This is a genomic window from Azospirillum brasilense (genome assembly GCF_007827815.1).
In the GTDB taxonomy this organism is placed as follows: domain Bacteria; phylum Pseudomonadota; class Alphaproteobacteria; order Azospirillales; family Azospirillaceae; genus Azospirillum; species Azospirillum brasilense_C.
This window is the reverse complement of sequence record NZ_VITH01000025.1, coordinates 21672-41461: the sequence shown is the minus strand read 5'-3', so window position 1 is coordinate 41461 and position 19790 is coordinate 21672. Positions and strand designations below refer to the sequence as shown.

Annotated in this window: 16 protein-coding genes; 14 read left to right on the top strand and 2 right to left on the bottom strand. The window is 68.5% G+C overall.

Annotated elements, in window-relative coordinates; translation table 11 throughout:
- Complete coding sequence (locus FBZ83_RS30260; RefSeq protein ID WP_247877122.1) at positions 1-939, bottom strand: response regulator transcription factor; 939 nt, start codon at positions 937-939, stop codon at positions 1-3.
- Positions 908-4369: a hybrid sensor histidine kinase/response regulator gene (locus FBZ83_RS30255; RefSeq protein ID WP_247888546.1), complete on the bottom strand. Its 3462-nt coding sequence runs from the start codon at positions 4367-4369 to the stop codon at positions 908-910. The genes FBZ83_RS30260 and FBZ83_RS30255 overlap by 32 nt, the downstream gene beginning before the upstream one ends.
- Positions 4370-4774: 405 nt before the next feature.
- Here FBZ83_RS30255 and urtA (FBZ83_RS30250) point away from each other — a divergent pair, with 405 nt between their 5' ends.
- The 14 genes from urtA (FBZ83_RS30250) (at position 4775) to FBZ83_RS30185 (ending at position 19778) form a co-directional block, all read left to right on the top strand.
- The gene (urtA, locus tag FBZ83_RS30250; RefSeq protein ID WP_145690616.1) at positions 4775-6049 is read left to right on the top strand and encodes an urea ABC transporter substrate-binding protein; all 1275 of its coding nucleotides are present in this window, start codon (positions 4775-4777) and stop codon (positions 6047-6049) included.
- Between the two features lie 170 nt (positions 6050-6219).
- A complete protein-coding gene (gene urtB, locus FBZ83_RS30245) occupies positions 6220-7146 on the top strand; it encodes an urea ABC transporter permease subunit UrtB (protein WP_145690614.1) in 927 nt (308 codons plus the stop codon).
- Between the two features lie 13 nt (positions 7147-7159).
- Entirely contained in the window at positions 7160-8311 is a 1152-nt protein-coding gene (gene urtC, locus FBZ83_RS30240) for an urea ABC transporter permease subunit UrtC (protein ID WP_145690612.1), read from the top strand.
- 13 nt (positions 8312-8324) lie between these two features.
- Positions 8325-9071, top strand: a complete 747-nt coding sequence (urtD, locus tag FBZ83_RS30235; RefSeq protein WP_137141180.1) for an urea ABC transporter ATP-binding protein UrtD — start codon at positions 8325-8327, stop codon at positions 9069-9071.
- A gap of 33 nt (positions 9072-9104) precedes the next feature.
- On the top strand, positions 9105-9794 hold the full coding sequence (gene urtE, locus FBZ83_RS30230) for an urea ABC transporter ATP-binding subunit UrtE (RefSeq protein WP_040133978.1): 690 nt from the start codon (positions 9105-9107) through the stop codon (positions 9792-9794).
- Between the two features lie 52 nt (positions 9795-9846).
- Positions 9847-12267 (top strand): urea ABC transporter substrate-binding protein, encoded by a 2421-nt coding sequence (urtA, locus tag FBZ83_RS32575; protein ID WP_145690610.1) that lies wholly within the window; start codon positions 9847-9849, stop codon positions 12265-12267.
- Between the two features lie 158 nt (positions 12268-12425).
- On the top strand, positions 12426-13658 hold the full coding sequence (gene fmdA, locus FBZ83_RS30220; RefSeq protein ID WP_094302374.1) for a formamidase: 1233 nt from the start codon (positions 12426-12428) through the stop codon (positions 13656-13658).
- 25 nt (positions 13659-13683) lie between these two features.
- On the top strand, positions 13684-14037 hold the full coding sequence (locus FBZ83_RS30215) for an FmdB family zinc ribbon protein (protein ID WP_145690608.1): 354 nt from the start codon (positions 13684-13686) through the stop codon (positions 14035-14037).
- Positions 14038-14247: 210 nt separating this feature from the next.
- Positions 14248-15117: a GntR family transcriptional regulator gene (locus FBZ83_RS30210; protein WP_145690606.1), complete on the top strand. Its 870-nt coding sequence runs from the start codon at positions 14248-14250 to the stop codon at positions 15115-15117.
- Between the two features lie 5 nt (positions 15118-15122).
- Positions 15123-16361 carry an ABC transporter substrate-binding protein gene (locus tag FBZ83_RS30205; protein ID WP_145690604.1) on the top strand — a complete coding sequence of 413 codons (1239 nt, stop codon included), beginning with the start codon at positions 15123-15125 and terminating at the stop codon, positions 16359-16361.
- Positions 16362-16471: 110 nt separating this feature from the next.
- Positions 16472-17344 (top strand): branched-chain amino acid ABC transporter permease, encoded by an 873-nt coding sequence (locus tag FBZ83_RS30200; protein WP_114858882.1) that lies wholly within the window; start codon positions 16472-16474, stop codon positions 17342-17344.
- The gene (locus FBZ83_RS30195; RefSeq protein WP_145690602.1) at positions 17341-18339 is read left to right on the top strand and encodes a branched-chain amino acid ABC transporter permease; all 999 of its coding nucleotides are present in this window, start codon (positions 17341-17343) and stop codon (positions 18337-18339) included. Before FBZ83_RS30200 ends, FBZ83_RS30195 begins: the two co-directional genes overlap by 4 nt.
- Positions 18326-19072, top strand: coding sequence for an ABC transporter ATP-binding protein (locus tag FBZ83_RS30190; RefSeq protein WP_145690599.1), 747 nt, complete (start codon positions 18326-18328; stop codon positions 19070-19072). The genes FBZ83_RS30195 and FBZ83_RS30190 overlap by 14 nt, the downstream gene beginning before the upstream one ends.
- Entirely contained in the window at positions 19065-19778 is a 714-nt protein-coding gene (locus tag FBZ83_RS30185) for an ABC transporter ATP-binding protein (protein ID WP_145690597.1), read from the top strand. The genes FBZ83_RS30190 and FBZ83_RS30185 overlap by 8 nt, the downstream gene beginning before the upstream one ends.
- The last annotated feature ends 12 nt before the right edge of the window (positions 19779-19790 follow it).

Here is a 19790-nt window from a genome sequence, read left to right as displayed (position 1 = left end):
CTACCGGCCGTTCAGCGCCCGCACCGCCATCGCGGCGGCGGCGGCGCGGTTCTCGACGCCGAGCTTCGCGTAGATCTGCTCCAGATGCTTGTCGACGGTGCGCGGGCTGAGGCCGAGGATTTCGGCGATGTCGCGGTTGGGCTTGCCGTTGGCGACCCACATCAGCACCTCCGCTTCCCGCGGGGTCAGGGACAGCTTGTCCTTGAGCTGGGTGTCCTCGCCGGCGCCCGTTTCCTCGGCCAGTTGAAGGAGAATCTCGTCGGGACCGGTCTGGCCGACCGGGCTCAGGCGCAGGCGGCGGCCGTCCGTGCCGGTGGCGATCACCACGCTGTCGGGCTTGCGTCCGGGGCCGCCGGCCTGACGGTCGGCCAGCCAGCGCCGCGCCTCCTCCGGCAGGGAGACGCCATCCCCCCCGGCGGTGCCGAAGGCCGCCTCCAGCATGCGGGTGGTCTGCGGCGTGCACCACAGCACCTCGCCGCGGTGGTTGGCGGCCAGCAGGGTGCGGCCTGTGACGTCCAGCGCCGCCCGCGTGCTCTGGGCCACACGGGCGTTGGCGAGATGGGCGTACATGCGGGCGATCAGGGTCTCGGCGACGATGGGCTTGGTGACGTAATCGACACCGCCGGCGGCGAAGCCCTTCAGGATGTGCTCCGTCTCGGTCAGCCCGGTCATGAAGATGACCGGGACATGAGCGACCTGACTGCTGCGCTTCAACTGCCGGCAGGTTTCGAAGCCGTCCAGCCCCGGCATGATGGCGTCCATCAGGATGACGTCAGGAGTCACCTGCTCCAGCAGGGCCAGCGCCTTGCGGCCGTCCAGCGCGACCAGCACGGTCACCCCGGCCTCCTCCAGCGCGTCGGTCAGGAAGCTTAGGGCTTCGGGTGAATCGTCGACGACCAGGACGACGTCACGCGGTTTGGTTACGGGCTTCATCGTCATGGCTGGACTCGTCATGGCGGGAGTTGTCATGGCGGGGCTTGTCATCGCGGTACACTGCCTCCAGCGCGGCCATATACTGGTTGAGGTCGTAATTGCTGACGAGCGTGCGCATGCGGCCGACGAAGCGCTCCAGCTCCGGATGGGCGGCGGCGATCTCGGCGAGCTTGGCCTGCATGCCGCGCACATAGCCGATGCGGCCGAGATGGATCAGCTCGGCGATGTGGTGCTGCGGCGGCAGCTCCGAGGGGGCGAAGACCGGCGGCCCGGCGTCGGTGTCGGCCGGCGCCTCGTACTCCCACTCGATGCCGCGCAGCCGGCCGATGCAGGCCAGCAGCTTCGGGATCGACACCGGCTTCGCGGCGAAGCCGTCGTGGGGCTGGTCGCCGTCGGAACCGGGACCGGAGCGGTCCTCCCGCGTGTCGGCGGACACCAGAATGATGGTGGTGTCGCTGTGGCTGGCGGCGCGCAGGCGCCGCGCCACCTCCAGCCCGTTCATGCCGGGCATGGAGATGTCGAGCAGCAGGATGTCCGGCTGGTGCCGTTCCGCCATGGCGAGGCAGGTCGGCCCGTCGGTTGCCTTGAACACGGTGAAGCCCAGCTCCGCCAGCAGGTCGGACAGCAGGCTGCGGTGGGCGAGGTCGTCGTCGGTGACCAGCACGGTCAGGCGCGGGCCGCGATAGCCGCGGATCGGGTGGTCGGGCTGGCTGGCGGTGGTGGACAGCATCGCCGCCGACATCATCAGCCGCACCCGGAACAGGCTGCCCTTGCCGGGCGTGCTGGTCACGGTGATCTCGCCGCCCATCACCTCGGTCAGCAACTTGGTGATGGTCAGGCCGAGCCCCATGCCCGGCACCATCGGGTTGGCGGCCGACCCGCGCTCGAACGGTTCAAAGATGCGCTCGCGGTCGGCCTCGGCGATGCCGGGGCCGGTGTCCTCCACCTCGAACTCGGCGATCTGGCTGCGGTGGCGCACGCGCAGGCAGACCGAGCCGGAATCGGTGAACTTGATTGCGTTGGACAGCAGGTTGATGAGGATCTGGCGGATGCGTCCCTCGTCGGTGAAGACGACCGGCGGCAGGTCCTCCGGCGCGTCGAAGCGGAAGGCGATGCCCTTGGCCTCCGCCTGCAAATGGAACATGCCGACGAGCTGGTCGAGCAGATCGCCGAAGCGCACCTCGCCCCGGTTCAGCTGCAGCCGGCCGCTTTCGATCTTCGACACGTCGAGCAGCCCGTCGAGCAGGCCGGCCAGATGCTCGGCGCTGCGCCGGATGACGCGGACGGCGTCGACCCGGTGCGGCGGCATGGCGGCGTCGCGCTCCAGGATCTGCGCGTAGCCGAAGATGGCGCTGAGCGGCGTGCGGAACTCGTGGCCGATGCCGACCAGATAGCGGCTCTTGGCGAGGTTGGCCGCCTCCGCTGCCTCCTTGGCCTTCTGGAGCTGGGCGTCGGTGCGCTCGTGGGCTTCGATCTCCTGGATCAGCAGGGCGGTCTGCTTCTGCGTCTCCTCCTGTGCCACCCTGCGGCTCTCGCGCGCCAGTACGAACAGCCAGGTGGCGACGCCGGCGACGATCATCAGGATGAAGAAGACCTTCCACAGCGTGCTGCCGATCAGCGCCTGCGCCTCGGCGTTGACCGAGGCGACCTCGACATAGACCAGCGCCAGCACCGCGCCGACCGCCAGCGCCAGCATCAGCAGGACGCCCAGATAATGGCCGAGCCGCGCCTTCAGCGCCGTCGCCGCCCGCGGCGGCAGCACGGCGTCCAGTGCGCGGCGCAGCTGCACGCCCATCCGCGCGTCGGTCTTGCAGCCGTCGCCGCAGCGGGCGTCCAGCGAGCAGCAGAGCGAGCAGATCGCCCCGGCGTAGACCGGGCAGTGTGCCATGTCCTCCGGTTCGAAGGCGTGCTGGCAGATGCAGCAGCGGATCGACTCCGCGCCGTTCCAGTCGTCGAAGGGGCGGCGCGCGATGTAGGTGCCGCCGCGCGTCGCCCAGGCGATGGCAGGGGCCGCGACAAAGGCGGTGCCGAAAGCGAGGAAGGGGGCGCAGACCTTCAGCGTCGGCCCCAGCGCGTCGAGGAAGGCCAGCATCGACAGCACCGTCGCCAGCAGCATGGCGCCGACGCCCACCGGGTTGATGTCATAAAGGTGGGCGCGTTTGAACTCGACGTGGCGCGGGCTGAGACCCAGCGGCTTGTTCACCACCAGATCGGCGACCAGCGCGCCGATCCAGGAGGCGGCGACGCTGGAATAGAGCCCAAGAACCGGCTCCAGCGTCTTGTAGATGCCGAGCTCCATCAGCATCAGGCCGATGACGACGTTGAACACCACCCAGACCACCCGGCCGGGATGGCTGTGGGTCAGGCGCGAGAAGAAGTTCGACCAGGCGATGGAGCCGGCGTAGGTGTTGGTGACGTTGATCTTGAGCTGCGACAGCACGACGAACAGGCCGGTCAGGCCGAGGGCCAGCTGCGGCGACGGCGTCACATACTGGAAGGCGACGAGGTACATCCGCGTCGGTTCCGCCGCCATCTCCAGCGGCACGGCGTTCTGCAGCGCCAGCACCACCAGGAAGGAGCCGAGCAGCAGCTTGATCGTGCCGATGACGATCCAGCCCGGCCCGGCGGCGACCAGAGCCGCCCACCAGCGCAGCCGCTTGGCCCCGGTGGCGGCGGGGTCGTAGGGCAGGAAGCGGATGAAGTCGACCTGCTCGCCGATTTGCGCCAGCAGCGAGAACACCACCGACGCCGCTGCACCGAACAGCATCAGGTCGAAGGCGCCGCCCGCGTCGCCTGCTTGGCCGGTGAAGCTGGTCCAGGCGTCGAAGGCCTCGCGGTCCTGGACGGCGATGAACAGGAAGGGCAGGGCGTGCAGCGCCAGCCACAGCGGCTGGGTCCACAGCTGGAGGCGGCTGATGACGGTGAAGCCGTAGGCGACCAGCGGGATGACCAGAAGCGAGCTGACGACGTAGCCGGCGGCCAGCGGCAGGTCGAAGACCATCTCCAGCGCCGTCGCCATGATCGCCGCCTCGATGGCGAAGAAGATGAAGGTGAAGGAGGCGTAGATCAGCGACGTGATCGTCGAGCCGATGTAGCCGAAGCCGGCGCCGCGCGTCAGCAGGTCCATGTCCACGCCGTAGCGGCTGGCGTAGTAGCTGATCGGCAGGGCGCTGGCGAAGATCAGGATCGCGGCGGCCAGGATGGCGAGGGCCGCGTTGGTGAAGCCGTAGCTCAGCGTGATCGCCCCGCCGATGGCCTCCAACGCCAGGAAGGAGATCGAGCCGAGGGCCGTGTTGGCGACCCGCAACGGCGACCACCGCCGCGCCTTCCGCGCGGTGAAGCGCAGCGCGTAATCCTCCAGCGTCTGGTTGGCGACCCACCGGTTGTAGGTCCGCCGGATCGCGACCACCCTCTGGCGCCCCGCCATCGGCCCCATTCACCCTCCTGAGGATATGTTCGTGCAACTGATTATTTCTTAGCCCTGTTTCCGGGCATTTTCGCTAATAAAGCCTGCGTCCCCGCCAGTCTGTCAGGAACAGATCGGCCAGACAACACAGTTGAATCGCGTCGTTTCTTGCGAGTGAAAGCAACTGTTCCACTCGCTTCGGGGTGGTTGCGGCTGCGCGGGCGGTTGCAGTCTGTCGCGATTTTATAACGATTTGCCGATCGGCACCCCTATACGCAAATCCACGTATTGCTGCGATGCACTGTTCGGCCAACCATCGGGCTGTCCTAACGCGGAACGTTCCGCCCACCCCCCAAAAAACACCGCCTGTCCGACGGCCGCGCCCGGTTGCGCGCCGCCGTTGCAGGGCGACAACGGCGAACAGCAGGAGGTTTCATGTCCTCGGATAAGATCGATGCGGGCAAGCCCGTTGGCGGGCTGCCGTCTCCGCTTCGCCGCAAGCTCCTCCTCGGCATGGCGGCGCTGCCGGCCGTCGGGCTGCTGCCGCGCGGCGCGCTGGCCCAGGCGCTGCCGACCGACGCCGTCAACACGACGAAGCTGGCGGTCACCGACAGCACGGTGAAGGTCGGCATCCTGCATTCCACCACCGGCACCATGGCGATCTCGGAGACCGGCTCGGTGCAGGCCGAAAAGCTGGCCATCGCCCAGATCAACGAGATGGGCGGCGTGCTCGGCCGCAAGATCGAGGTGATCCAGGAGGACGGCGCCAGCGACTGGCCGACCTTCGCCGAGAAGGCGCGCAAGCTGCTGGTCGAGGACAAGGTGGCGGCGGTGTTCGGCTGCTGGACCTCGGCCTCGCGCAAGGCGGTGCTGCCGGTGTTCGAGCAGTACAACGGCATGCTCTACTACCCGACCTTCTACGAGGGGCTGGAGCAGTCGAAGAACGTCATCTACACCGGGCAGGAGGCGACGCAGCAGATCCTCGCCGGGCTGGACTGGGTGACCAAGGAGAAGGGCGCCAAGAGCTTCTTCCTCATCGGCTCCGACTACATCTGGCCGCGCACCTCCAACAAGATCGCCCGCAAGCACATCGAGATGAAGGGCCAGAAGGTGGTGGGCGAGGAGTATTTCCCGCTCGGCCACACCCAGTTCAACTCGGTCATCAACAAGATCAAGCTGACCAAGCCGGACGTCATCTATGCCTCGGTGGTCGGCGGCTCGAACGTCGCCTTCTACAAGCAGATGAAGGCGGCCGGCATCGACCTGAACAAGCAGGTGCTGATGACCATCTCGGTCACCGAGGACGAGATGCTCGGCATCGGCGGCGAGAACATCGCCGGCGCCTACGCCTGCATGAAGTACTTCCAGTCGCTGCAGAATCCCAACAACGAGAAGTTCGTCGCCGCCTTCAAGGCGATGTGGGGCGCCAACAGCGTCATCGGCGACGTGACCCAGGCCGGCTATCTCGGCCCCTGGCTGTGGAAGCTGACGGTGGAGAAGGCGCAGAGCTTCGACATCGACAAGATCGCCGTCGCGTCGGAGGGCATCGAATTCAGCGGCGCGCCGGAAGGCTATGTCCGCGTCCATGGGAACCATCACCTGTGGAGCAAGACCCGCGTCGGCCGTGCCCGTCCGGACGGCCAGTTCGACGTCGTCTACGAGACGGCGGACCTCATCGAGCCGAACCCGTTCCCGAAGGGCTACCAGTAAGGGGCGGGGCGTCGGCTTCGGTTGCCCCCTCCCTAACCCTCCCCCGCTGCCGCGGGAGAGGGGACGGCCGCCGCTTCGCAGTTGGCCCCCTCCCCCTCGAAGAGGGGGAGGGTCGGGGAGGGGGCAACCGCCTCCGCACTCCGCCGCATCACCGCACGGGAGTTCCCATCATGTTCGAGGGCTACAGCCTGGCCGAGCTCGGGTCGATCTTTGCCATGCAGGGATTCGCGGGGCTCATTCTCTTTTCCGTTTTCGTGCTGATGGCGCTGGGCCTCGCCATCATCTTCGGGCAGATGGGCGTCATCAACATGGCGCACGGGGAGTTCATGATCCTCGGCGCCTACGTGACCTACCTCTGCTCCAACTTCATTTCCAGCACCGCGCCGGCGCTGTTCCCGGCCTATTTCTTCATCGCCATGATCCTGGCCTTCGTCGCCAGCGGGGCGCTGGGGATGCTGGTGGAATGGGGGATGATCCGCTTCCTCTACCGCCGCCCGCTCGACACGCTGCTGGCGACCTGGGGGCTGAGCCTGATCCTGCAGCAGGTCTTCCGCTCGGTCTTCGGCGCGCGCGAGGTCGGCGTGGTCCTGCCGGACTGGCTGATGGGCTCGGTCGCCGTCACCGACACCATCGAGGTGCCGATCAACGGCCTGTTCGTCATGGCCCTGACCATGGCCATCACCGTCGTCATCTACGCCGTGATGTTCCGCTCGCGCTGGGGCCAGGGCGTGCGGGCGGTGATGCAGAACCGCACGATGGCCGGCGCCGTCGGCATCAACACCGAGAAGGTCGACCGCTACACCTTCGGGCTCGGCTGCGGCATCGCCGGGGTGGCGGGAAGCGCCTTCACCATGGTCGGCTCGACCGGCCCGACCTCGGGCCAGCTCTACATCGTCGACACCTTCCTGGTGGTGGTGTTCGGCGGCGCGCAGAGCCTGGTCGGCACCATCGCGTCGGCCTTCACCATCAGCCAGGCCCAGTCGACGATGGAGTTCTTCCTCAGCGGCTCGACCGCCAAGGTGCTGACGCTGCTGACCGTCGTCGTGATCCTGATGCTGCGCCCGCAGGGCCTGTTCGTCCTCAAAGTCCGCCGCTGAGGAGTCCTTCACCATGACGCGCAACCCTCAAAACGGCCTTCTCGGGCGCATCGACGGTGACGTCGCCGGCATCCTGCTGCTGGCCGCCCTGCTGGTGGTCGTCCTCCCGCTGGGGCTCGACATCTTCCGGCTGAACATGGTCGGCAAGTACCTGACCTACGCCTTCGTGGCGCTCGGCCTCGTGCTGTGCTGGGGCAGCGCCGGCATCCTGTCGCTGGGGCAGGGCATCTTCTTCGGCATCGGCGGCTACTGCATGGCGATGTTCCTGAAGCTGGAGGCCTCCAGCCCCGAGGCGACCAAGATCCAGTCCACCCCCGGCATCCCCGACTTCATGGACTGGAACCAGCTCACGGCGCTGCCCTGGTTCTGGGAGCCGTTCCACAGCCTGACCTTCTCCATCGTCGCGGTGGTGGCGGTTCCGGCGCTGCTCGCCTTCATCGTCGGGCTGGCGATGTTCAAGCGGCGGGTCGGCGGCGTCTATTTCGCCATCATCACCCAGGCCTTCGCCGCCATCCTGACCATTCTGATCGTCGGCCAGCAGGGCTACACCGGCGGCATCAACGGCATCACCGACCTGCGCACGCTGAAGGGCTGGGACATCCGCACCGACGAGGCGAAGCTGGTGCTCTACTTCGTCAACGCCGCCCTGCTGATCGGCTGCATCCTGCTCTGCCTCTATGTCCGCCGCTCCAAGCTCGGGCGCATCCTGGTGGCGCTGCGCGACAAGGAGGACCGGGTCCGCTTCTCCGGCTACGACGTCGCAAACTTCAAGATCTTCGTCTTCTGCTTCGCCGCGGCGCTGTCGGCGGTGGGTGGCGCGATGTTCACGCTCCAGGTCGGCTTCATGTCGCCGTCCTTCGTCGGCATCGTGCCCTCGATCGAGATGGTCATCTACTGCGCGGTCGGCGGCCGGCTGTCGCTGCTGGGCGCGGTCTACGGCACGCTGCTGGTCAACTGGGCCAAGACGATGCTGTCGGAGAGCTTCCCGGAGCTGTGGCTGTTCGCGATGGGCGCCCTGTTCATCGGCGTGGTGATGGTGTTCCCCAATGGCCTCGCCGGGCTCTACCAGCAGTACATCGCCCCGCGGCTGCGCCGCCCGACCGTCGGCCGGACGACGATCCCCGCCGCGGCGCCGATCATCCCGCCCCACACCGCCGCCGACTGAGGAGGGACGGAGCATGGCCAACAACACCGATTACCTGCTGGCGGTCGAAGGGCTGACCGTGTCCTTCGACGGGTTCAAGGCGGTCAACGACCTGTCCTTCTACGTCGACAGCAACGAGATCCACGTCATCATCGGCCCCAACGGCGCCGGCAAGACCACGGTGCTCGACCTCATCTGCGGGCGGACCAAGGCGTCCGGCGGCTCCATCAAGTTCCGCAACAAGGAACTGACCGCGATGAAGGAGCACCAGATCGTCACGGCCGGCGTCGGGCGCAAGTTCCAGAACCCGTCGATCTACGACGACCTGACGGTGTTCGAGAATCTGGAGATCTCCTACCCCCGCGGGCGCAGCGTGTTCGGCGCGCTCGCCTTCAAGCGCGACGCCGCGGTGCGCGAGCGGGTGGCCGAGATCGCCGAGATGATCTTCCTCTCCGACCATCTCGACCAGCGCGCCGAGTATCTCAGCCACGGCCAGAAGCAGTGGCTGGAGATCGGCATGCTGCTGATCCAGGACCCCGAGCTGCTGATGCTCGACGAGCCGGTCGCCGGCATGAGCGTGAACGAGCGCAAGAAGACCGCCGAACTGCTGAACCGCATCATCCAGAACCGCTCGGTGCTGGTGATCGAGCATGACATGAAGTTCGTCGAGGACATCGCCCACCGCGTCACCGTCCTGCACCAGGGCAAGATCCTGTCGGAAGGCAGCATGGAGCGGGTGAAGAACGATCCCAAGGTCGTCGAAGTCTATCTGGGCCACTGAGTCTATCCAGGCCATTCAGCGGGGGATCAAGAGATGCTGTCCGTCAATCAACTCCGCGTGTCCTACGGCGAGAGCGAGGTCCTGCATGGGCTGGACTTCACCGTGGCGCCCAACGAGATCGTCGCCATCATGGGCCGCAACGGCATGGGCAAGACGACCCTGATGAAGTCGTTGATGGGGATCGTGCCGACGCGCTCCGGCGCCATCCGCATCGGCGGCGACGAGATCACCGGCCTGAAAAGCTACGAGCGGGTGGCCAAGGGCGTCGCCTATGTCCCGCAGGGCCGCATGATCTTCCCGACCATGACGGTCCAGGAGAACATCGAGACGGGCCTCAGCGTCCATGGCGGGCGCAGCGTGCCGGGGGACCTGTACGAGCTGTTCCCGGTGCTGCTGGAGATGAAGGGACGGCGCGGCGGCAACCTGTCGGGCGGGCAGCAGCAGCAGCTCGCCATCGCCCGCGCGCTCGCCACCAAGCCGAAGGTGCTGCTGCTCGACGAGCCGACGGAGGGCATCCAGCCGTCGATCATCCGCGAGATGGCCCGCACCCTGCGCCGCATCCGCGATGAGAAGGGTCTCAGCATCATCGTGTCGGAGCAGGTGCTGAGCTTCGCGCTCGACATCGCCGACCGCGTGCTGGTGATCGAGAACGGCGAGATCGTCCACGAGGACAGCCGCGATCAGGTCGACGAGGCGAAGGTCGCGCGGCTGCTGTCGGTCTAGGGCGCGGCCAGGGATTGCCCCCACCCCATCTCCCACCACAGAAGGATGCGCCATGACATCCGCCAAGTCCGCGTCCACCGCCTGCGCCGTGGTCGCTCTGCTGACCGCCGTGGCGACGCCGCTGGCCGGGTCGCCCGCCGTGCCGGCCGCCGGCCTCGTGCTCTCGGCCGCGTTGGCCGCCGCCGCGGCGGCGCTGGCCCACCGCCAGGGCGCCGGGCTGCGTCGGCTCGGCGAGCGGGCCGCCGCGCTGGCCGGCGATGCGGCGGTCGGCGGCAACGATCCGCAGCGCGACCTCGCCGCCGCCCTCGACCGCATCGCCGCCGCCGCCGAGGCGCGCGCCGCCCACGAGGCGCAGCGCGACGCCGAGCGCAAGGCGACGGAGGAACGCGCCGCCCGGCTGGAGGCGCTGACCCGCGACTTCGAAGGCAAGGTCGGCCGGCTGGTGCAGACCGTCTCCTCGGCGGCCGGCGAAATGACCGACACCGCCACCGCGATGAGCGGCACCGCCGAGCGCAGCAACCGGCTGTCGGCGGCGATGTCGGAGTCCTCGGCCCAGGCGTCGATGAACGTGCAGACCGTGGCGACGGCGACCGAGGAGCTGTCGGCCTCGATCCAGGAGATCGGCCGGCAGGTCGCCTCGTCGGCCGCCATCGCCGGCCGGGCAGTGGCCGACACCCGCCGCACCGACGCGGTGGTGCAGAGCCTCGCCGACAGCGCCGCGCGGATCGGGCAGGTGATCGGGCTGATCCAGGGCATCGCCGGGCAGACCAACCTGCTGGCGCTGAACGCGACCATCGAGGCGGCGCGGGCGGGGGAGGCCGGCAAGGGCTTCGCCGTCGTCGCCAGCGAGGTCAAGACCTTGGCCAACCAGACCGCCAAGGCGACGGAGGACATCGCCACCCAGGTCGGCGCCATCCAGTCGGCGACGGGCGAAGCGGTCGAGGCCATCCGCGCCATCGCCGGCACCATCGCCGAGATCAACGAGATCGCCTCGGCCATCGCCGCCGCCGTCGAGCAGCAGGGGGCGGCCACCCGCGAGATCGCCCGCAACGTGCAGGAGGCGGCGCGCGGCACCGAGAGCGTGGCCTCCAACATCGTCGGCGTGTCGGATGCCGCGTCCGACACCGGCATGGCGGCCGGGCAAGTGCTCGGTGCCGCCTCGCAGGTCGCCGGTCACGCCGACGAGCTGAGCCGCGAGGTCAACAATTTCCTGGCGGAGGTCAGCCTGCAATCGGCGTTGCGCCGCCGCGCGTCCGTGGCCGGGCGCCTGATGGCGGCGGGCACGGCGCGGCGCGTCCAGGGACTGGCGCCGGGCGCGCCGGCCACGGCCATCGTCAACAAGAGCGGCATCGCCGTCACCGACGAGGCGGTGACGGTCGGCATCCTCCATTCCGCCACCGGCACCATGGCGCTGAGCGAGGGCGGGTCGATCCAGGCGGAGATGCTGGCGATCCAGCAGATCAACGATGCCGGCGGCGTGCTGGGCCGGCGGATCGAGATCGCTCAGGAGGACGGCGCCAGCGATTGGCCGACCTTCGCGGCCCGTGCCGACAAGCTGCTGGCGCAGGACAAGGTGGCGGCGATCTTCGGCTGCTGGACCTCGGCCTCGCGCAAGGAGGTGCTGCCGGTCCTGGAGAAGCGCGACGGCCTGCTCTATTACCCGACCTTCTACGAGGGACTGGAGCAGTCCCGCCACGTCATCTACACCGGGCAGGAGGCGACCCAGCAGATTCTCGCCGGGCTGGACTGGGTGATGCGCGAGAAGGGGGCGAAGAGCTTCTTCCTCGTCGGATCGGACTACATCTGGCCGCGCGCGTCGAACGCCATCGCGCGGCGCCACATCGAGGCCAAGGGCTGCCGCGTCGTCGGCGAGGACTACGCCGAACTCGGCGACACCCGCTTCGAGAGCATCGTCGCGCGCATCAAGGCAGCCAAGCCCGACGTCGTCTACGCCATCGTCGTCGGCGGTTCGAACGTCGCCTTCTACAAGCAGCTCAAGGCCGCCGGGATCGAGCTGGACCGCCAGATCCTGATGACCAACAGCGTCACCGAGGACGAGATGATGGGCATCGGCGGCGACTACATCGCCGGGGCCTTCACCTGCGCCAAGTATTTCCAGAGCCTGGAGCTGCCGGCCAACCGCGCCTTCGTCGCCGCCTTCAAGGCGATGTGGGGGGCGGACAGCGTCATCGGCGACGTCACCCACAACGCCTATCTTGGCCCCTGGCTGTGGATGCTGGCGGTCGAGAAGGCCGGCAGCTTCGACGTGGCGCGCGTCATCGCCGCCTCGCCCGGCATCGAGTTCGCCGGGGCGCCGGCCGGGCCGCTGCGCATCCACGAGAACCATCACCTGTGGACCCGCACCCGCATCGGCCGCGCCCGGCGCGACGGTCAGTTCGACGTGGTCTTCGAGACCCGCGACCTGATCGAGCCGAACCCCTTTCCGGACGGATTCCGGGAACTGGCGGCCTGAGGCCCCCTCCCTAACCCTCCCCCGCTTCGCGGGAGAGGGGACGGACGCCGCTTCGTGCAAAGCCCCCTCTCCCGCGGAGCGGGGGAGGGCCGGGGAGGGGGCTCGCAGCATCCACCCCTTCGTCACCCCATCAGTCCACCAATAAGGAAGAGCAAACCATGGCTGACACCCTGATCAAGGCCGACCTGTCGCAGTCTCCCTATGAGAACGACATGATCCACAACCGCTGGCATCCGGACATCCCGATGGCGGTGACGGTGAAGCCGGGCGACGACTTCATCCTGGAATGCTACGACTGGACCGGCGGGCAGATCAAAAACGACGACGATGCCGCCGACGTGCGCGACGTCGATCTCAGCCAGGTGCATTTCCTGTCCGGCCCGGTCGGGGTCGAGGGGGCGGAGCCGGGCGACCTGCTGGTCGTCGACCTGCTGGACATCGGCGCCTTCCCGCAGCAGCAGTGGGGCTTCAACGGCTTCTTCTCCAAGCAGAATGGCGGCGGCTTCCTGACCGAGCATTTCCCGCTGGCCCAGAAGTCGATCTGGGACTTCGAGGGCATGTTCACCAAGTCGCGCCACATCCCCGGCGTGCGCTTCGCCGGGCTGATCCATCCCGGCCTGATCGGCTGCCTGCCGTCGCACGACCTGCTGGCCAAGTGGAACAAGCGCGAGCAGGCGCTGATCGACACCAACCCGACCCGCGTCCCCGGCCTCGCCAACCCGCCCTATGCGCCGACCGCGCACATGGGCCGGCTGAAGGGCGAGGCCCGCGACAAGGCGGCGGCGGAGGGTGCGCGCACCGTGCCGCCGCGCGAGCATGGCGGCAATTGCGACATCAAGGACCTGTCGCGCGGCTCGCGCATCTACTTCCCGGTCTATGTGAAGGGCGCCGGCCTGTCGATGGGCGACCTGCATTTCAGCCAGGGCGACGGCGAGATCACCTTCTGCGGCGCCATCGAGATGGCCGGCTGGGCGCATCTGAAGGTCAACCTGATCAAGGACGGCATGGCGAAGTACGGCATCAAGAACCCGATCTTCAAGCCGAGCCCGATCGTCCCGACCTACAACGACTACCTGATCTTCGAGGGTATCTCGGTCGACGAGGCGGGCGAGCAGCATTACCTGGACGTCCATGTCGCCTATCGCCAGGCCTGCCTGAACGCCATCGAGTATCTGAAGAAGTTCGGCTACTCCGGCGCCCAGGCCTACTCGATCCTCGGCACCGCACCGGTGCAGGGGCACATCAGCGGCGTGGTCGATGTGCCGAACGCCTGCGCCACCCTGTTCCTGCCGACGCAGATCTTCGACTTCGACATCACCCCGAACGCCGACGGCCCGACGAAGTTCATCAAGGGCGACGTCGACATGCCGATCGCCCAGGACCGCGTGTAAAGAGAGAGAGAAGGGAGGCCGCGCCATGCCGATGTACGATTACGAGTGCCCGACCTGCGGCGACTTCACGGGAATGCGGCCGATGGCGGAAAGCGGTCTGCCGCAGCCCTGTCCCGATTGCGGAACACCGTCGCAGCGGGTGATCCGCATGGCGCCGGCCTTCTCCGGGCTGTCGGCCACCGTCCGGACGGCGCACGCCACCAACGAGCGCAGCGCCGACCGGCCCAAGCTGCTGTCGGAGGTCGGGCCGACGCACAAGCACGGACCGGGCTGCGGCTGCGGCGGTGGTGGTGGTGGCAAGAAGGGACGCTCGGTGCTCCGCACCCCCGACGGGGCGAAGGGCTTCCCGACGGCGCGGCCGTGGATGATCAGCCACTGACGCGTTGAAGACGACCACCACCGAACGGCCCGCCTCCCCCCGAGGCGGGCCGTTTGCGTTTCCCGTCCCCGCGACATCCGACACGGGTCCCGGCGCCGATCGTCCGTTTCCCCAACATCGCTGTTGACCGAAGCTGTATTATGGATCATACAGGTTCCTGTCTTATGGAGAGACGGACACCGGTTTCCAGCGAGAAGGAGGCGGGGCACAGTGAAGTCGTCGGTCGAACCGCTGAAGGCGCGCCGGATCTATCTGCTGCTGCGCGACCGCATCATCGCCGGCGACCTGCCGCCGGGCGAGCGCCTGCCGGGGGAACCGGCGCTGGCCGCCGAGCACGCCGTGTCGCGGGTGACCGTGCGCCGGGCGCTCGACCTGTTGGAGAAGGAAGGGCTGGTGCAGCGCAAGCCTGGCTCCGGCACCTTCGTCCATGACAGCCGCGCGGTCCGTCCGATCGTCGCCGACCTCTCCAACGTGCTGTCGCACCTGATCGACATGGGGCGCAGCACCGACGTGAAGCTGCTCTCCTTCGGCTATGTCGCGCCGCCGGAGGCCATCGCCGAGAGTCTGGGGCTGAAGCCGGGCGAGCGGGTCCAGCGGTCGGTGCGCGTCCGGCTGATCGACGGGGAGCCCTTTTCCTACCTGACCACCCATGTGCCGGAATGGCTCGGCCTGACCTATTCGGAGGCGGAGCTGGCGGCGCGCCCGCTGCTGGAGCTGATCGAACGGTCGGGCGTGAAGACCGAGCGGGCGACCCAGGCGATCAACGCCACGCTGGCCGGGCCGGAGCCGGCGGCGGCGCTCGATCTGGAGATCGGCTCGCCGCTGCTGACGCTGACCCGCATCGTGCACGACCCGTCCGGCCGCGGGGTGGAGCATCTGCACGCGCTGTACCGGCCCGACCGCTACAGCTTCCACATGGATCTGGTGCGCATCGGCGACGACGGGGAGCGGCGCTGGAGCCCGGCCCTGGGCCGGCCGCGCGCATCCGAAATTGCCAAGGCCGAGAAGACCAAGGCCGACAAAAACAAAGCGGGCGAAAAGCCCACCCGCGGCTCGCGGGCCATCAAGCAGAGGAGTTGAGCGTTATGGGACGTTCGGTTCAGGACTCCGCACTCTTCGGCGTTTCCCGCCGCACGGTGCTCAAGGCGGGCGCCGCGGCAGCCGCCTTCGCGACGGTGGGCGCCCCGTCGATTCTGCGGGCGCAGACCCCGGCCGTGAAGATCGGCATCCTCCAGCCGGTGACCGGCGCGCTCGCCCATGACGGCGACCTCGGCCGGCTCGGCGCCGAGATGGCGATCAACGAGATCAACGCGGCGGGCGGCCTCAAGGCGCTGGGCGGCGCCAAGATCGAGATGGTCTTCGGCGACGCCCGCTCCACGCCGGAGGCCGGCACGCAGGAGGTGGAGCGCATGCAGGCCGAGGGCGTGTGCGCCATCGTCGGCGGCTTCGCCAGCCCGATCTGCCTCGCCGCCTCGCAGGCGGCGGCGCGCTACGATCTGCCCTATCTGGTCGATGTCGGCGTGTCGGACCAGATCATGGCGCGCGGCCTGACCAACACCTTCCGCTTCAGCCCCGGCTTCGGCAAGGTCACCCAGGTCGCGCTCGACAACCTGACCAAGATCAACGAGCTGGCCGGCAAGCCGGCGAAGACCGTCGTGCTGGTCCATGAGGACGGCCTGTTCGGCTCCGGCCTCGCCAAGCTGCTGCAGACCGAGCTGCCCAAGCGCGGCTTTGAGATCCTGGAGACCATCGCCCACCCGACTCCGGCGCGCGACATGTCCAACGTGGCGCTGCGCATCCGCTCGCTGAACCCGGATCTCGTCATCCCGTCCAACTACTACGGCGAGTTCGTTCTGCTCGCCCGCACCATGCAGCAGCAGCGCATCAAGCCGAAGGGCGTCTACGCGGTGCTGGGCGGGGCGGCGTCGAACGGACGCTTCGTCAAGGAGTTCCCGCAGGCGGCCCAGAACGTCATCGACTGCAACCACTGGCACGACCCGCAGAATCCGCAGGCCCAGGCGCTGCGCAAGGCGGTGGAGGCGCAGGGCAAGTCCTTCGCCTACAACGTCCCGCTGAACTATTCGAACGTGCTTCTGCTCGCCGACGCCATCGAGCGCGCCGGTTCCGCCGACCGTAAGAAGATCATCGAGGCGCTGAACAGCTCCACCTTCGAGGGCCACATCATGCCCTACGGCCCGACGAAGTTCGTCAACGGCCAGAACGAGGGCGCCACCCCGATCAACACGCAGATCCAGGGCGAGGACATCAAGGTGATCTTCCCCGAGTACTTCGCGGAGGCGAAGGCCAACTTCCCGGCGACGTAACCCGCCGCATCGCCTTCGCACCTCCCGCCGTTCTCCCCGCCCGTCCCGAAGCGCCGCGCACCGGCCGCCCGGACGGGCGGGGGAACCGTTTCCCTCACGCGCGGGCTGCCATGTATTCACCTCAGATCATCCTGGAAGCGGCGCTGAACGGGCTGATGACCGGCGCGGTCTACGCGCTGATCGCCCTCGGCCTGACGCTGATCTACGGCGTGCTCCACATCATCAATTTCGCCCACGGCGCTCTGCTGACCTGCGCGATGTTCGCGGTCTGGGTCGCCTGGGCCTGGCTCGGCCTCGACCCCTATTTGGTGATCGTGCCGCTGGTGCCGCTGATGTTCGTGCTGGGCTACGGGTTGCAGCGCTTCGTCATCGGGCCGGCCAGCCACGGCGACGACGGCAACATCCTCCTGGTCACGCTCGGCCTGTCGATCGTGCTGGAGAACGTGCTTCTGGCGGTCTTCCAGTCGGACACCCGCACGCTCGACACCGATTACTCGTTCCAGGTGGTCGCGCTGGGGCCGCTGCTGCTGTCCTACCCGCGGGTGATCGGGCTGGGGGTGGCGGTGGTGGTCACCGGGCTGCTCTGGCTGGTGCTGAACCGCACCGACACCGGCAAGGCGATCCGCGCCGTTGCCAAGGAGAAGCTGGGCGCCAATCTCGTCGGCATCGACGTGCCGCACGTCTACGCCGTGACCTTCGGGCTGGGCTGCGCCTGCCTCGCCGTGGCCGCCGCGCTGCTGATGCCGACCTTCTACGTCAACCCGCGCATCGGCGGCGCCTTCGTGCTGGTCGCCTTCACGGTGGTGGTGCTGGGAGGCATGGGCTCGCTGCCCGGCGCGCTGCTCGGCGGCCTGTTCATCGGCGTGGTGGAGAGCCTGTGCGGCCTGCTGCTGGGCGACAGCCTGGGGCAGATCGGCATCTTTCTAATCTTCATCGCCGTGCTGCTGGTGCGGCCGACCGGCCTGTTCGGAGCCAAGGCATGACCGCGCGCGACCTGATCCCGATCGTCGTTCTGGCCGTCCTCGCCGCGCTGCTGCCGCTGGTGGTGACCTCCAGCCCGGTGATGAACTTCCTCGTCTTCACGCTGATCGTGGCGTTGGGCGCGCAGGGCTGGAACATCCTGGGCGGCTTCGGCGGCCAGTTCAGCTTCGGCCACGCCGCCTTCTTTGGCACCGGCGCCTATGTGACGGCGATCCTGCAACTGCGCTACGGCGTCAACGCCTGGGCCGGGCTGCTGGTCGCGATGGCGGCGGGGGCGGCGGTCGCCTGGACCATCGGCTTCCTCAGCTTCCGCTCCGGCCTGCGCGGCTCCTACTTCGCGCTGGTGACGCTGGCCTTCGCCGAGGTGTTCCGCATCCTCGCCAACGCGGCCTCCTTCACCGGCGGCGCCGCCGGCCTGCTGATCAAGCTGGACGTCCACCCCGCCAACCTGCAATTCGCCGACCGCGCCGTCTTCTATTGGCTGGTGCTGGCCTTCGTCACCGGGGTGCTGCTGCTGACGCGCTGGATCCAGCGCTCGCGTTTCGGGGCGCAGCTCGTCGCGGTGCGCGAGAACGAGGACGCGGCCAAGGCGCTGGGCGTCGACTCCCTGAAGGTGAAGCTGCGCGCCATCGCCCTGTCGGGCGCGGTGACGGCGCTGTCCGGCTGCCTCTACGCCCAGTATTTCCTCTACATCGACGCCCACATCGCCTACGGCAGCTGGATCTCGGTGGAGCTTCTGCTCGCCCCGATCATCGGCGGCGTCGGCACCGTCTTCGGGCCGGTGGTTGGGGCGCTGACCCTGCACGGGCTGGGCGAACTCGCCAAGCAGTTCGCCGGCCGCATCCCCGGCATCGATCTGATCGTCTTCGGCAGCGTGCTCGTGCTGGCCGTCGCCTTCGCCCGCGGCGGCATCCTGGGCCTGCTGGAGCGGCTGCGCGACCGCGGGCGCGGGATGATGACGCGCGGCGCCAAGGAGGTGTCCCATGCTGGCCGTTGAGTCCGTCTCCAAGCGCTTCGGCGGCCTGATGGCGGTGGACAACGCGTCGCTCGTGCTGGAGCCGGGCGGCATCATCGGCCTGATCGGGCCGAACGGCGCCGGCAAGACCACGCTGTTCTCGATGATCTCCGGCTTCGTCGCACCGAGCGACGGGCGGATCCTGTTCGAGGGCACCGACATCACCGGCGAGGAGCCGCACCGCCGCGCCGAGCGCGGCATCGGCCGGACGTTCCAGATCGTCCAGCCCTTCGCCGGGTTGACGGTGTGCGAGAACATCGCGGTCGGCGCCTATCTGCGCCACGCCAAACGCGCCGACGCCATCGGCAAGGCGCGCGACGTCGCCCGCCGCGTCGGGCTGGCGGCCGAGCTGGACCGGCCGGCCGGCGGGCTGACGGTGGCCGGGCGCAAGCGGCTGGAACTGGCCCGCGCGCTCGCCACCGAGCCGAAGCTGCTGCTGCTGGACGAGGTGCTGGCCGGCCTGAACCCGTCGGAGATCCGCGACATCATCCCGGTGATCCGGGGCATCCGCGACGAAGGGGTGACGATCCTGATGATCGAACACGTCATGCAGGCGGTGATGAACCTGTGCGAGCGCGTCTATGTGCTGGCGCAGGGCCGCATGATCGCCGAGGGCAAGCCCGCCGCCGTCTGCGCGGACCCCCGCGTGATCGAGGCCTATCTCGGCCACGGCGCCGCCGCCCGCCTTGCGGCGGAGGGGGCGGCCCATGGCTGAGGCGCTTCTGAGCATCCAGGGGCTGAAGACCGGCTACGGCGCCACCGAGGTGCTGCGCGGCATCGACATGGCCGTGCTGGATCGCGAGATCGTCACGGTCCTCGGCTCCAACGGCGTCGGCAAGACGACGCTGAACAAGGTGCTGTCGGGCGTGCTGCCGCCCTGGGCGGGGGAAATCCATTTCGCCGGCAGCCGCATCGACGGCCGCTCCGCCGCGCGCATCGTCGAGGAGGGGCTGATCCAGGTGCCGGAAGGCCGCAAGATCTTCCCCAACCTGTCGATCCGCGAGAATCTGGAGCTGGGCAGCTACCGGCGCGGCAAGCCGAACCGGGCGCGTAACCTGGAACGCATCTTCACGACCTTCCCCCGCCTGAAGGAGCGCGAGGGCCAGCTCGCCGGCACGCTGTCGGGCGGCGAGCAGCAGATGCTCGCCATCGGGCGCGGCCTGATGGCCGAACCGCTGCTGCTGATCCTCGACGAACCGTCGCTCGGCCTGTCGCCGCTGGTGGTCGAGGAGATGTTCGGGCTGATCCGCCAATTGAACGCGGGCGGGCTGGCGATCCTGCTGGTCGAGCAGAACGTCGTCCAGTCGCTGGAGGTCGCCCGCCGCGCCTACATCCTCGAAAACGGCGTCTTCGCGCTGTCGGGACCGTCCGACGAGATCGCGCGCGACCCCGAATTGAAACGCACCTATCTCGGCCTCTAGGGGCCGTCCGCT